The 13,775-nt window shown below is 59.4% G+C and carries 11 protein-coding genes and 1 tRNA gene; 10 read left to right on the plus strand and 2 right to left on the minus strand.

What is annotated here, in order from left to right:
* Positions 1-22 precede the first annotated feature (22 nt).
* The gene (gene thpR, locus IG168_RS15840) at positions 23-619 is read right to left on the minus strand and encodes an RNA 2',3'-cyclic phosphodiesterase (RefSeq protein WP_193165383.1); all 597 of its coding nucleotides are present in this window, start codon (positions 617-619) and stop codon (positions 23-25) included.
* A gap of 145 nt (positions 620-764) precedes the next feature.
* Between thpR and IG168_RS15845 the strand changes: the two genes are divergently transcribed.
* Entirely contained in the window at positions 765-1,244 is a 480-nt protein-coding gene (locus IG168_RS15845) for an Hsp20 family protein (RefSeq protein WP_193165384.1), read from the plus strand.
* Position 1,245: 1 nt separating this feature from the next.
* Positions 1,246-1,884, plus strand: a complete 639-nt coding sequence (locus IG168_RS15850) for a class I SAM-dependent methyltransferase (RefSeq protein WP_193165385.1) — start codon at positions 1,246-1,248, stop codon at positions 1,882-1,884.
* Between the two features lie 36 nt (positions 1,885-1,920).
* Here IG168_RS15850 and IG168_RS15855 read toward each other — a convergent pair whose 3' ends face one another.
* Positions 1,921-2,907 carry a GlxA family transcriptional regulator gene (locus IG168_RS15855; RefSeq protein WP_193165386.1) on the minus strand — a complete coding sequence of 329 codons (987 nt, stop codon included), beginning with the start codon at positions 2,905-2,907 and terminating at the stop codon, positions 1,921-1,923.
* Between the two features lie 141 nt (positions 2,908-3,048).
* On the opposite strand from IG168_RS15855, the gene IG168_RS15860 reads away from it, so the two are divergent.
* The 8 genes from IG168_RS15860 to clpX all read left to right on the plus strand — a co-directional run bounded on the left by IG168_RS15860 (position 3,049) and on the right by clpX (position 13,518).
* On the plus strand, positions 3,049-4,905 hold the full coding sequence (locus IG168_RS15860) for a beta-ketoacyl synthase (RefSeq protein ID WP_193165387.1): 1,857 nt from the start codon (positions 3,049-3,051) through the stop codon (positions 4,903-4,905).
* A 104-nt stretch (positions 4,906-5,009) separates the two neighbouring features.
* Entirely contained in the window at positions 5,010-5,600 is a 591-nt protein-coding gene (locus IG168_RS15865; RefSeq protein ID WP_193165388.1) for a cupin domain-containing protein, read from the plus strand.
* A gap of 445 nt (positions 5,601-6,045) precedes the next feature.
* Positions 6,046-8,205 (plus strand): fatty acid oxidation complex subunit alpha FadB, encoded by a 2,160-nt coding sequence (gene fadB, locus IG168_RS15870; protein WP_193165389.1) that lies wholly within the window; start codon positions 6,046-6,048, stop codon positions 8,203-8,205.
* A gap of 11 nt (positions 8,206-8,216) precedes the next feature.
* The gene (fadA, locus tag IG168_RS15875; RefSeq protein ID WP_193165390.1) at positions 8,217-9,392 is read left to right on the plus strand and encodes an acetyl-CoA C-acyltransferase FadA; all 1,176 of its coding nucleotides are present in this window, start codon (positions 8,217-8,219) and stop codon (positions 9,390-9,392) included.
* A 214-nt stretch (positions 9,393-9,606) separates the two neighbouring features.
* Positions 9,607-9,691, plus strand: a tRNA-Leu gene (locus IG168_RS15880).
* Between the two features lie 227 nt (positions 9,692-9,918).
* The gene (gene tig / locus IG168_RS15885; RefSeq protein ID WP_193165391.1) at positions 9,919-11,232 is read left to right on the plus strand and encodes a trigger factor; all 1,314 of its coding nucleotides are present in this window, start codon (positions 9,919-9,921) and stop codon (positions 11,230-11,232) included.
* A 177-nt stretch (positions 11,233-11,409) separates the two neighbouring features.
* Positions 11,410-12,051: an ATP-dependent Clp endopeptidase proteolytic subunit ClpP gene (clpP, locus tag IG168_RS15890; RefSeq protein WP_193165392.1), complete on the plus strand. Its 642-nt coding sequence runs from the start codon at positions 11,410-11,412 to the stop codon at positions 12,049-12,051.
* 174 nt (positions 12,052-12,225) lie between these two features.
* A complete protein-coding gene (gene clpX / locus IG168_RS15895; RefSeq protein ID WP_193165393.1) occupies positions 12,226-13,518 on the plus strand; it encodes an ATP-dependent Clp protease ATP-binding subunit ClpX in 1,293 nt (430 codons plus the stop codon).
* Positions 13,519-13,775: the final 257 nt, after the last annotated feature.

The following is a 13,775-nucleotide window of genomic DNA, read 5'->3' on the forward strand; positions in this document are numbered from 1 at the left end:
GCCTTTTCCCCTCTCTTGCCACTCACTCCAGTTCATTCGGCCCGGTGAGCGTCCCTTCCCACAAGGGGTGATACTGGCTGCCGCCCGGTGCCATAAGGCTTTCGTAAAGTACGATATTGGTCAGTTGGGCCGTGAAGTCGAGCGGAACCGGTTCGAATCCCGCAAAGCCCCGGCGGCTGCGTCCGAGCGTGAAATGTGGACGATAAGCCGCGCTTTCGGGCTTTAGACCCAGGTCAATCATCAGCTGACGGCAACCCTCGTGTAACCGATCCAGCCCGGGATTTGTCAGTAGCTCTGCCGCGAGCAGGCGCGAGCGGCGCTGGGGGAATGGGCTGAGCGTGACTATCCGTCCACTGCAGGCTGGTAACTCGGCGGCGAGTTGACCGAGTCCGCGCTCCAGGGGTGCCAGCATGGGCTCCGCCGTTTCGCCGAGAAAGGCCAGTGTCAGGTGGCGGTTGGCATGGCTGGTCCAGCGAGTCTGGTCGCGTTTTCCCGACGAGGACAGTGCCTTGCACTGTGCGACCAGGCCGTCCAGAAACCGCTGGGTGGGGGCGTCCGGTTGCACACCAATAAACAGTCGTGCCGTGTCGATGCGCGTATCAATTTCCCTGTTTGGCATAAAACTTTCTTTCTTGTCCCTTGAAAGCGTTTGGGCTGCCCCTATTTATTGAGTACGGAGGGCAGGCTCAAGAGAGCTGTCTCCGCAACGGCTCGGTCTTCGGACGGGCGAACTTCAAATATTGCTCTGAATTGAGGATATGACAATGCGTAATCTAGACCTTTCTCCCCTGTACCGTTCTGCAATCGGCTTTGATCGCATGGCGAGCCTGCTCGATGCGATGACGACCAGCGAGCAGAAGCAACCCGCATACCCGCCCTATGATATTGAATTGACGGGCGAAGACAGTTACCGGATTTCGATGGCAGTGGCCGGATTTTCGCCGTCGGAATTGGATATTCAGGTCGAGCAAAACCACCTGACTGTATGCGGTAAAAAGCCGGAAGACAAAGATCCGCGCAACTTTCTGCACCGCGGCATAGCGGCACGTAATTTTGAGCGCCGCTTCCAGCTCGCAGATCACGTTAAGGTGACCGATGCCAAGCTCGCCAACGGCCTGCTGCACATCGAGCTGGTGCGTGAAATTCCCGAGGCAATGAAGCCGCGCAAAATTGAAATCAGTGAGGGCGGCAACCTGCTGAATCACTCTGACAAAGCACAGGACGCCGCGAGCGAAGCGGCCTGATTTGTCCCTCTCCTGTCCGCTGTGTCGCCACGAGGCGACACAGCTCTATCACCGCGATCAATTTCGCAGCTACCACCAGTGCGCACACTGCGCACTGGTTTTCGTGCCTGAAGAATTTCACCTGAGTACTGCGCAGGAGCTGGAGTACTACGAGCAGCACGAAAACTCCCTGGAAGACGAGGGTTACCGCCGCTTTCTCAGTCGCTGCGCAACGCCGCTGCTGGAGCAGTTACAGCCGCACAGCGAAGGGCTGGATTTCGGCTGTGGCCCGGCTCCGTTGCTGGCGACAATGCTCGCTGAGGCGGGGCACCGGGTCGAACTCTTCGATGTCTATTACGCGCCCAATAGGGGGGCAATGAAAAGGGACTACGATTTTGTCGTTGCGACAGAGGTGATCGAGCATCTGTCTGCGCCGGGAAAAGAGTTGGACAACCTTTGGGCGCGTCTGCGGCCTGGCGGTTTGCTCGCGTTGATGACCAAGTTAGTCATTTCGCCGGAGCGCTTCGCCAGTTGGCACTATATTCGCGACCCCACCCATATCTGTTTTTTCAGCGTGCCCACTTTTCATTGGCTCGCCGACCGGTTTGGCGCAGAGCTGCACTTTGCCGATAGCGATGTCATCCTGTTGCGCAAGCGCTGAGCCCTGTTGCCAGCGACACGGATTGACGTCCACTAATCAGGTGTTTACGCGAAACAGTTTGGCGCGGACGGTAGTGCGGTATTCGCTGGGTGTCGTCGACAGGAATTTCTTGAACAGGGCGGTAAAGTGCCCCATGTCCTGGTAACCCACCTTCTCCGCAATCTCGTTTACGGACAAATTGGTCGATTGCAGTAATTCCCGGGCCATATCCACGCGCACATTCTGCAGGTATTGGAGCGGCGTCTGCCCAGTGGCGAGCTTGAAGCGCCGGTTGAACGAGCGCACGCTCATGTCGAAATGGCTGGCGACGTCGCTCAGGCGCACATCTTCACTGCAGTGTTCCTTCAGCCACGTCTGCGCCTGGACTATCTCCTCGTCAGGATGCAGGTGGACGGCACCCTCGGAGTAGGCGATCTCTTCAAACGGCCGGCGAATCTCGTGGGAGAAATTGCGCTCCACGTGGCTGGCAACCGCTGCGCTGTAGAGCTGGCGGATCAGGTAAACGGTCACGTCCGCGAGGGCATTGACACTGGCCGCGCAGAAGAGCTTGTCTGCCTGCGTGATGAAATACTGGCGTTTCAACTTTACTTGGGGATAGTCGGCGGCAAAGCGCTCGAAGTAGTGCCAGTGCGTCGTGGCGGGTTTGCCATCGAGCAGGCCGGCGGCAGCGAGAAAGCAGACGCCGGTTCCCACTGCGCTGATGGCGGCACCGCCCTCGGCCTGCTGGCGCAACCACTGCAGGAGCGCGCCGCTGCGCCGCAGGGCCGGGCGCGGGTTGCGCCACAGGGCGGGAATGTAAATGATGTCGCTGGCGGGCGCGTCAGCCAGGCTGACGTCCGGGGTAAAGGAAAACCCGGAGCGGGTGGCGACGGGTTTGCCATCCAGGCTGGCAGTAATCAGCTGCGTGGGCGGTATATTGCCTTCGACCCGGGCCCGGCTCTCGGCGCCGCGGAGCATTTCGAGAGGCAGCACGGTGCCGGTTGCCAGCATTTGATCGATCAGGAGAAAGGTGACGGTTCGCATTACATCTCGTGCGTAGTGACGCCAATGGCCAAAAACTCAATTTTGCTGGCCAGTATGCCCATAACTCGGCCGAATCGCCAGCCCCTACACTGAGCTCCATACTAAATTTGCCAATTATTACTAGGTTTGCTGGAGGTCAGGATGCAGCGCCTTCCCGTCATTACCGCATTCGGCGGCTTTAATCCCGCCGGGCGTAGCTCTTTTCATCGCGGTTACCGCCGTCTGGTGCTGGACAAGCTGGGTGCCGCCGAGCGCACCGATGTGCTGTCGGACCTGGCGGCATTGATGGGGCTGCGCCGCGGTGCCGAGGCCGCCGGCCCGCTGGATGCCGCGCTCGAGCAGCAGGTGCTGAATGGTACGCTGGTGCGGGAGCTGGAGAAGCGCTTCTACGACTACCGCAGTTGTCACTACCATCAGCCCGCCGAGCTGAGCAACGGCGACGGTTTCACGTTTGAAATGGCGGCGCGGCAGCTGCCGGAACCACTGCCGGAAGACTGGCAGGTGGAATCCCTCGGCGACGGGCGCGTGCGCGTGCGCTGCAGCGGCCTGTCGGTGATGCTCGACAGTTATCGTGAAATCTCGGTAGCCTCTGCGGGGCAGCTGCCGACGGGCTTTGAGCCCGGCGAAGAATACAACTCGCGTTTCCACCCGCGCGGCCTGCAACTGGCCATCCTGGGGGCATCGGATGCGGTGCAGTCGCTGGGGATCGACTGGGAGACGGTCGTCGCGGCGGCGGGCCCGGAAAAGATCTCTGTGTATGCCAGTTCCGCCATGAGCCAGCTGGACCCATACGGCAACGGCGGCCTGTTGCAATCGCGGCTGCGCGGCAATCGGGTCAGCTCCAAGCAGCTGGCCCTGGGCCTGACCAGCATGCCCGCGGACTTCGTCAATGCCTATGTGCTCGGCAGTGTGGGTACGACGGGCGCTGTGGCCGGTGCCTGCGCCACCTACCTCTACAATTTGCGCGCGGCAGTGGAAGATATTCGCAGCGGTCGCGCGCGCGTCGCAGTCGTGGGAGCGGCCGAGGCGCCGCTGGTGCCGGAGGTCGTGGACGGGTACACGACCATGGGTGCCCTGGCCAACCTCGACGGCTTGCGCAAACTGTTCCCGGGCGAGATCGATTATCGCCGTGCGAGCCGGCCTTTCGGCGAGAACTGCGGATTCACCCTGGGTGAGGGCACCCAGTGGACCATCCTGATGGACGATGCCCTGGCCCTGGAGTTGGGCGCGACGATTCACGGCGCCGTCGCGAATGTCTTCGTCAACGCCGACGGTACCAAGAAGTCCATCTCTGCCCCGGGTCCCGGCAACTACCTCACGGTGGCGCGCGCCATGGCGGAAGCCCGCGCGATCGTCGGAGAGGAAAGCCTGCGTCGGCGCAGCTTCGTGCAGGCGCACGGATCCAGTACGCCGCAGAATCGCGTGACGGAGTCGGCAATTTTCGATCGACTGGCCGGAGCTTTCGGTATCGAGCGGTGGCCGGTATGTGCAGTCAAGGCCTACCTTGGGCATACCGTATCGGCGGCCAGTGGCGACCAGCTGATTACCAGTTTGGGTATTTTCTCGCGGGGAATTCTGCCGGGCATTACCACCATTGACCGGCTCGCGGATGACGTCCATCACGGCAACCTGGACATTTCCCTTGAGCATACCGAGCGCGAGCCTGAATCACTGGACGTCGCCTTCCTGAATTCCAAAGGGTTTGGCGGTAACAATGCTACGGCCACCGTCCTGGCCCCGCACGTCGCCGAGCGGATGCTGGCCAAGCGCCATGGCGCCGCCGCACTGACCGACTACCGCAAGCGCAACGAAGCCGCGAGCGAGCAGTCTGCGGCCTATGACAGCCGTGCCAGCCGTGGAGAACTGAATGCGATCTATCGGTTTGGTGAAGGCCTGGTGGACGAAAGTGCTATTGAGATTTCCTCGGCGGAAATGACCCTGCCGGGATATCCCTCGGTCACCTTGCCGGACACCAATCCGTTTGACGACATGACCTGATGCCAGGCTAATGCTGGGGCGGGCGAGCGCTTGCGCGCCTGCGCCTTTTGTTCGCTGTAGCGGTTTGGCGTTAGACTGGCAGTCCGCACAAGGCAGGCAGCAACATGGCAAACATGGATTCGGTGATTCAGCCGCCGGAGGCAAGGGATGGCGACGAGGTCGGTGTGCGACTGAAGGCCGTGCGCAAAATGCACGGCTGGTCCCAGCGCGAACTGGCCAAGCGCGCCGGCGTTACCAATGCCTCCATTTCCCTGGTCGAGCAGGGGCGGGTCAGTCCGTCTGTCGGTTCCCTGAAAAAGATCCTCGACAGCATTCCAATGTCCCTGGCCGAATTCTTCGCGCTGGAACTGGACGACAATCCCCAGGTTTTTTTCCGCGCGGATGAAATGCCCGATGTTGGCAGCGGGCCGATCCAATACCGCTTGCTGGCGGCCAGCAATGGCAACCGGGCCATGTCGATCCTGTTGGAAACCTATCGTCCCGGCCAGGACACCGGCCACGAACTGCTGAGTCACGAGGGAGAAGAGGGGGGCATCGTCGTATCGGGCCAGTTGGAGGTGACCGTCGGTGCCGAGGTGGCGCTGCTCGGTCCCGGCGATGGTTATTATTTCACCAGTCGTCGCCCCCACCGTTTCCGCAATCCCGGCGATGAGGATTGTGTACTGGTGACCGCCAATTCTCCGCCCAGTGTTTGATCTCCTCCACTCGCTTCCCCCGTTCGGCTTCGCGATAAAAGCTCTGTTGCGCCAGGTACCTTAATAGTCCGGCTCACTGCATATAGACTTGCTGCGGCCCCGGCCCAACGGCATCGGGTAGGCGCCGGCTGATGGAATAGTGATCTTTATTGCCGCCGGCGCCATTCGATTTGTAAGAAATAGTATTCAAACAGACGTTTGAATCTGGCTATACTAGGGTTCCCTGACTGTACTTGGCGAATACGTCACCGTTTTCGGCCGGGTACAGTGGCAAATTCGCCGGGAGCGAATTTGACCGGTGTCGCCGAGCTGCCGCAGTGCGGCGGGAATTCGCCCGAGCGAATTGTTTCGGCATCCACCGGTTGAAGACCGAGCCACAGGAATGTGGCGCAATAAATCCCGACCCCGGGCTCACTTCCCAGCCCCGAATAAAAGAGGTCAATCAATGTTATTTAGTGGCAAAGCGCTATCGGTGCAGATGCTGGACAACGGCATCGCCGAGCTCAAGTTCGATTTGCAAGGCGAGTCCGTCAACAAATTCAATCGCCTGACGGTATCGGAATTTTCCCAGGCCCTGGACGCGATTGAAGCGGCCAAGGACATTAAAGGCGTGCTGCTGACCAGCGGCAAGAGCGTGTTTATTGTCGGCGCCGACATCACTGAATTCGGCGGCGCTTTTTCGGCGGGACCCGAGGGTATCGCCGACCTGATGAACAAGAACAATGAGAATATCAGCCGCCTGGAAGACCTGCCGGTGCCGAGTGTTGCCGCCATTAACGGTTACGCCCTTGGCGGTGGTTTTGAGGTGTGTCTCGGCTGTGATTACCGCGTCATGGGTGATCAGGCGAAAGTCGGTCTGCCGGAAGTGAAGCTGGGCCTGATCCCGGGCTGGGGCGGTACCGTGCGCCTGCCGCGTGTCGTCGGGGTGGATGTAGCTGCCGAGTGGATCGCCGCCGGTAAAGAGCAGCGCCCGGACGCGGCTCTGACTGCGCACGCCGTGGATGCGGTAGTGCCGACGGACAAGTTGAAGGATGCCGCGCTGAAATTGCTGGGTCGCGCTATCGATGGCGAGCTGGACTACAAGGCCCGCCGCGAAATCAAAAAGTCGCCGATTCCGCTCAATGACATCGAAGCGCTGATGGCCTTCTTCACCACCAAGGCATTTGTCGGCGCCCAGGCGGGCAAAAACTACCCGTCACCGGTCAAGGCAGTCGAGTCTATCGAGCAGGGCTACAAGGTGACGCGCGAAGAAGCGCTGAAAATCGAACAGCAGAAATTCATCGAGTGTGCCCAGACCGACACGGCCAAGTCCCTAGTCGGCCTGTTCCTGAACGACCAGAAGATCGGCAAGGTCGCAAAAGGCTGGGAAAAGAAAGCCGATAAGAAGATCGAGCGCGCTGCGGTACTCGGTGCCGGCATCATGGGTGGCGGTATCGCCTACCAGTCTGCGTACAAGGGTACGCCGATCAAGATGAAGGATATCGACCAGAAAGGGATCGATCTCGGCCTGAAGGAAGCGAACAAGCTGCTGTCCAAGCTCGTACAGCGCGGCCGTATGACCGCGGAAAAAATGGGCGAAACCCTGAACCGTATCGAGCCGACCCTGAGCTATGACGGCTTTGACGATATCGACGTGGTCGTCGAAGCGGTGGTGGAAAATCCGAAAGTGAAGCACGCGGTGCTGAAAGAAGTGGAAGGCAAGGTCACCGAAGATACTGTGATCGCTTCCAACACCTCGACCATCTCCATCGATTCCCTGGCGGAGCCGCTGCAGCGCCCGGAGAATTTCCTCGGCATGCACTTCTTCAACCCGGTGCACAAGATGCCGCTGGTGGAAGTAATTCGCGGTGAGAAGACTTCCGAGAATGCCATTGCTCGCGTTGTTGCCTATGCCAACAAGATGGGCAAGAAGGCCATCGTGGTACGCGATTGCCCCGGGTTCCTGGTCAACCGCGTACTTTTCCCGTACTTCGCCGGTTTCTCCATGCTGGTCCGTGACGGTGCCGACTTCCAGGAAGTGGACAAAGTCATGGAGCGCTGGGGCTGGCCGATGGGTCCCGCCTACCTGATGGACGTCGTTGGTATTGATACCGGTGTGCACGCCGAGGAAGTGATGGCCGAAGGTTTCCCCGAGCGCATGGGCAAAACCTTCACCGCCGCGTCCGATGTCATGTACGAAGCCGGTCGCTATGGCCAGAAAAATGACAAGGGTTTCTACAACTACGAAGAGGACAAAAAAGGCAAGCCGAAAAAAGTGGCTACCGAAGAGTCCTATGAGTTGCTGAAGCCGCACGTGGCAGACCGCCGCGAATTCGAAAAAGACGAAATCATCGAGCGCATGATGGTGCCGATGGCCACCGAGCTGGCCCGCTGCCTGGAAGAGGGTATTGTCGAGTCACCGGCTGAGGCCGATATGGCGCTGATTTACGGCATCGGTTTCCCGCCGTTCCGCGGTGGCATCTTTGCCTGGCTGGACAAGGTCGGCCTGGATGCCTTTGTGAAGATGGCCGATAAGTACGCCGACCTGGGTGAGCTGTACAAGCCCACCGAGCGCATGCGCGAAATGGCCGCCAAAGGTGAAACCTACTACGGCGACGACAAGTAAGGAGAATTATCGTGAGTTTGAATCCTAGAGACGCTGTGATCGTCGACTACGCGCGCACGGCAATGGGCCGCTCCAAGAACGGCGTTTACCGCAATGTGCGCGCCGATGACATGTCTGCCGAGCTGCTGAAAAAATTCCTGCAGCGCAACGACAAACTGGATCCGGCAGAGATCGACGACCTGATCTGGGGCTGCGTGATGCAGCGCGACGAGCAGGGCTTCAACGTGGCCCGCTTCATCCTGCTGCGCGCCGGCCTGCCGCACACCGTCCCTGCACAGACAGTCAACCGCCTGTGCGGCTCTTCCATGTCCTCCCTGCACACCGCAGCTGCCAACATCCAGGCGGGCGTTGGCGATGTCTACGTGGTCGGCGGTGTCGAGCACATGGGACACCTGAACATGATGGAGCACGTGAGTCCCAACCCGATGTTGGGCCGCTATATGGCCAAGGCCGCCGGCTCCATGGGTATGACTGCTGAGTACCTGGCAATGATGCACGGTATCCAGCGGCAACAGATGGACGAGTTCGGTGCCCGGTCGCACCAGCGCGCCGCTGCGGCGACCAAAGAGGGCAAGTTCAATCGCGAGATCATCGCGATTGAAGGTCACGACGACGACGGCGTGCCCCACCTGGTGGAGACCGACCAGACCATCCGTCCGGACACCACTGTCGAAGGCCTGGCCCAGCTGAAGCCGGCATTTGACCCCAAGCACGGCCAGGTGACCGCGGGTACCTCCTCGCAGATCACCGACGGTGCTTCCGTCATGCTGGTAATGTCCGCGGAGCGCGCCCAGGCCCTGGGCATGACTCCCATCGCCAAGGTGCGTGAGATGGCGCTGGCAGGTGTGGATCCTTCGATCATGGGTTACGGCCCGGTGCCGTCCACCCAGAAAGCGCTGAAGCGTGCTGGCCTCAGTGTCGAGGATATCGACAAGGTGGAGCTGAACGAGGCCTTTGCCGCCCAGGCACTGCCTGTGCTGAAGGACCTGAACCTGCTCGACAAGATGGACGAGAAGGTCAACCTCTACGGCGGCGCCATCGCCCTGGGTCACCCGTTCGGCTGTTCCGGTGTGCGTATTACCGGAACACTGCTGTCCGTCATGCAGAACGAGGGGGGCAACCTGGGCGTGTCCACCATGTGTATCGGGCTGGGGCAGGGCATCACCACCATCGTTGAGAGAGTGTGACCCGATAGCCGCCGTTCGGTAGCGGAAAGGGCGTCCTGCGGGGCGCCTTTTTCGTAGCTGCCGCAAGATGAGGGGCGGCGTCGGCCCCCGGAACGCCCGCTTTTGTTGAAGCGCTCAGGCGCCTGTGGCACAATCTGCTCCCCTCGTCGCCGGGACCCGATGTTTTTGCAGTAAATTGCAGGAATATCAATGAGTTAGCGCCGGGGAGTATTTCGGGGACGTGGTGGAATTGGTAGACACGCCAGATTTAGGTTCTGGTGCCGCAAGGTGTGGGAGTTCAAGTCTCCCCGTCCCCACCAGATTAAGGAATTGAACAGCCCGTATCGCCTGCCCGGAAAGGGCAGGTGCGGGCTGTTTGTATTTGGCTGATGCCGGCGATTGCAATGCAGTTCCGGTGGGCCATACAGGACGGTTGGCCGATGTGATCTCGGCGGCCCGGTACAGAGTTGGCGCTGCGGCGCGCTGGCAAAATCAGAAGAGCCTAAAGCGCTGCGGCGCGATTAGAGAGAGTCTCACGAGGAATAACATGCAGGTTTCCATCGAAACAACTTCCGGCCTGGAGCGTCGTTTAACGGTTAATTTGCCGGCGGAAATCGTCGATAAAGAAGTGGATAAGCGTCTGCAGCAGGCGGCAAAGAATGTCCGCGTTAACGGCTTCCGCAAAGGTAAGGTGCCGTTGAAAGTGGTTCGCCAGCGTTACGGCGCCGGTGTTCGCCAGGAAGTGCTTGGTGAAGTCATGAGCCGCTCTTTCTACGAGGCGGTACAGAAAGAACAGGTTAACCCGGCTGGGCAGCCGAGCATCGAGGCCAAGCAGACTGCGCCCGGTGAAAACCTGGAATTCGTTGCGACGTTTGAAGTTTATCCGGAAGTCGAACTGACCGATCTGGCAGCGCTGAGCATCGAGCGCCCGGTAGCTGAAGTTACCGATAAAGACGTCGACAACATGATCGACGTGCTGCGCAAGCAGCAGTCCGGCTGGAAGGAAACCAAGCGCAAGGCCCAGAAGGGCGATCGCGTGACCATCGATTTCGTCGGTCGTAAAGACGGCGAAGAGTTCGAGGGCGGCAAGGCCGAAGGTCACCAGCTGGTGCTGGGCTCCGGTCAGATGATCCCGGGCTTTGAAGATGGCATCCTGGGCATGAAGCCCGGCGAAGAACAAGACATCGACGTGACTTTCCCTGAAGATTACCAGGCGGAAGATCTGCGCGGCGCAGCAGTAACCTTCAGCATCAAAGTTACCGCTTCTGAGAAGCCGGAACTGCCGGAACTGAACGAAGAGTTCTTCCAGGCCTATGGCGTGGAAGAGGGCGGTGAGGAGAAATTCCGCGAAGAAGTCCGCAATAACATGCAGCGTGAGCTGAAGAATGCGGCTCTGAATAAGGTCAAGACCCAGGTCATGGACGCGCTGTTCGAGAAGCACGAAGTGGAGCTGCCTGCAGCACTGGTTGCCGGCGAAGTCCGCACCCTGCGCGGCCAGATGGTTCAGCAGTTCGGCGGTCAGATCAAAGCCGAAGATGCCGAGAAGATGCTGCCGGACACCATGTTCGAAGAGCAGGCCAAGCGCCGTGTCGTACTGGGTCTGGTGGTCGGCGAAATCGTTAAGCAGAACAAGCTGTCTGTGGATGCCGACCGCGTCAAGGCCAAGGTTGAGGAGCTGGCTTCCACCTATCAGCAGCCGGAAGAAGTGGTTGAGTACTACTACAACAACCGCGAACTGCTGTCCGGTGTTGAGTCGGTCGTCCTCGAAGACCAGGTTGTTGATTTCGTGCTGGAATCCGCCAAGGTCAAGGACGTTAACAGCAGCTACGACGATGTGATCAAGCCGCAACAGCAGGGCTAAATCCTGTTCGATGGGCGACGGTATAATGGCCGTCGCCCATCCCTTTCCTTCCCCTTTTCGCCGGCTGGCTTTCTCGCGCCTGACCGGTTAAGCTCAGAAAGACCTGATTTTCGGCCCCTGGCGCTTATGCCGCGGGTTGACTCGCCTAATACGCCACAAAAGGAAGCTAAGGTATCTATGGCACGATTTGATTACCCCCAGTCCTCGATCGACCCGACCGCCACCGGCCTGGTGCCCATGGTGGTAGAGCAGACTGCCCGAGGCGAGCGTTCATTTGATATTTATTCCCGCCTGCTGAAAGAGCGGGTGATCTTTCTCGTGGGTCAGGTGGAAGACCACATGGCCAACCTGGTCGTGGCACAGTTGCTCTTTCTGGAAGCGGAAAACCCGGACAAGGATATTCACCTCTACATCAATTCTCCGGGTGGCTCGGTCACTGCGGGCATGTCCATTTACGACACCATGCAGTTCATCAAGCCTGACGTGAGTACCATGTGTATTGGTCAGGCATGCAGTATGGGTGCTTTCCTGCTCAGTGCCGGCGCCGAAGGTAAGCGCTACGCGACCCCGAATTCCCGCGTGATGATCCACCAGCCGAGCGGTGGCGCCCAGGGGCAGGCGAGTGATATCCACATTCACGCGCAGGAAATCCTGAAGATCCGCCAGCGCCTGAACGAGATCATGGCCCACCATACTGGCCGCAGTTTGCAGGATATCGAGCGCGATACCGAGCGGGATCATTTCCTCAGTGCCGACGAGGCCAAGGAATACGGTCTCGTGGATGATGTTCTCGCGCGACGCCAGTTGCCGACCAAATAAGACTATTTGTTCATATATTGATACACCCCCGGCCCGGAGGTCGGGGGTGGGCGAGGCGCCTTTTGTTAGCTGTGGCACAAAGGGCTTGAAAAACCCGCCAAAAGACAGCATCTTGCTATGGAAACCATTGTGTAAGCCGGGCTCCCGGCAGGCCACAGACCACGGAGTATTTTGATGACCGACCAGAGCAGCGGAGAAGACAACGGCAAACTGCTGTACTGTTCTTTCTGTGGCAAGAGCCAGCAGGAAGTGCGCAAGCTGATCGCGGGCCCGTCAGTCTTTATCTGCGACGAATGCGTCGAACTTTGCACTGACATCATTCGCGAAGAAGTGCAGGAGAGCTCGGAAGGTCCCGAGGGTCGCCTGCCGACCCCACGTGAAATTACCGAAATTCTCGACCAGTACGTCATTGGCCAGGAACGTGCCAAGCGGGTGCTGGCAGTAGCGGTTTACAACCACTACAAGCGCCTGCGCAGCAAGACCGGGGTCAAGGGCAAGGAAGACGTCGAGCTGAGCAAGTCCAATATCCTGCTGGTGGGTCCCACCGGTAGTGGTAAGACTCTGCTGGCTGAAACCCTGGCGCGACTGCTGAACGTACCGTTTACGATCGCTGATGCGACCACGTTGACCGAGGCCGGTTACGTGGGCGAGGACGTGGAAAATATTATCCAGAAGTTGTTGCAGAAGTGCGACTACGACGTGGAGAAAGCCCAGCAGGGCATCGTGTATATCGACGAAATCGACAAGATTTCGCGCAAGTCCGATAACCCGTCCATCACCCGGGATGTTTCCGGCGAAGGCGTGCAGCAGGCGCTGCTGAAGCTGATCGAGGGTACCGTCGCGTCCGTGCCGCCCCAGGGTGGCCGCAAGCACCCGCAGCAGGAGTTTCTGCAGGTCGACACGTCGAACATCCTGTTCATCTGTGGCGGCGCCTTCGCGGGCCTGGACAAGGTGATCCGCGATCGCTCCGAGAAGGGCGGAATCGGCTTCAGTGCCGAGGTGAAGTCCAAGGACAGCAGCAGCAACTTCGGTGAAGTGTTGCTCGACCTGGAACCGGAAGATCTGGTGCGCTACGGCCTGATTCCAGAATTTGTCGGTCGCCTGCCGGTAACCGCAACGCTGGAAGAGTTGGATCGCGCTGCGCTGGTCCAGATCCTGACCGAGCCGCGCAACGCCCTGACCAAGCAGTACGCCAAGCTGTTTGAAATGGAAGGGGTGGAGCTGGATTTCCGTCCGGATGCCCTGGATGCGGTGGCGACCAAGGCGATGGAGCGCAAGACTGGCGCCCGTGGCCTGCGCTCCATTATGGAGTCTGTTCTGTTGGAGACCATGTACGATATCCCGTCCAGCGACAATGTTGCCAAGGTTGTCATTGACGAGGCGGTCATCAAGGGTGAATCGGCTCCACTGCTTGTTTACGAGAGTAACGAGTCCCAGCCGCAACAAAAGGCTGCCCCGGAGGAGTGATTCACTCCCGCTCGAAAAGCCCCGCAAGGGGCTTTTTTTATGGGGTTTAGCTGGACGGCATCAGTTGATTCGCTGCGGTTTGGCGCGTTTCCCATTAAAAGGCGCCTATTTCCTGTGATGTCGATCATTGTGTGAAGGTTTGGCGCGGCAAAGCGGGAATTCTGCCTCGGCACCGATTCGCCGTTAGATTAGACTTGTATTCCGGTCACTGCCCCCCCATCTCTAGCAACAGACAAGCGGTGACCCAGAGCAGCTGT

Source organism: Microbulbifer hainanensis, from assembly GCF_014904735.1.
Lineage (GTDB): Bacteria > Pseudomonadota > Gammaproteobacteria > Pseudomonadales > Cellvibrionaceae > Microbulbifer > Microbulbifer hainanensis.

What these genes read in the sequence shown, in the direction of transcription:
- thpR (WP_193165383.1), bottom strand. Translation starts at nt 619, where the DNA reads ATGCCAAACAGGGAAATTGATACGCGCATCGACACGGCACGACTGTTT.
- IG168_RS15845 (WP_193165384.1), top strand. Translation starts at nt 765, where the DNA reads ATGCGTAATCTAGACCTTTCTCCCCTGTACCGTTCTGCAATCGGCTTT.
- IG168_RS15855 (WP_193165386.1), bottom strand. Translation starts at nt 2,907, where the DNA reads ATGCGAACCGTCACCTTTCTCCTGATCGATCAAATGCTGGCAACCGGC.
- IG168_RS15860 (WP_193165387.1), top strand. Translation starts at nt 3,049, where the DNA reads ATGCAGCGCCTTCCCGTCATTACCGCATTCGGCGGCTTTAATCCCGCC.
- IG168_RS15865 (WP_193165388.1), top strand. Translation starts at nt 5,010, where the DNA reads ATGGCAAACATGGATTCGGTGATTCAGCCGCCGGAGGCAAGGGATGGC.
- fadB (WP_193165389.1), top strand. Translation starts at nt 6,046, where the DNA reads ATGTTATTTAGTGGCAAAGCGCTATCGGTGCAGATGCTGGACAACGGC.
- tig (WP_193165391.1), top strand. Translation starts at nt 9,919, where the DNA reads ATGCAGGTTTCCATCGAAACAACTTCCGGCCTGGAGCGTCGTTTAACG.
- clpP (WP_193165392.1), top strand. Translation starts at nt 11,410, where the DNA reads ATGGCACGATTTGATTACCCCCAGTCCTCGATCGACCCGACCGCCACC.
- clpX (WP_193165393.1), top strand. Translation starts at nt 12,226, where the DNA reads ATGACCGACCAGAGCAGCGGAGAAGACAACGGCAAACTGCTGTACTGT.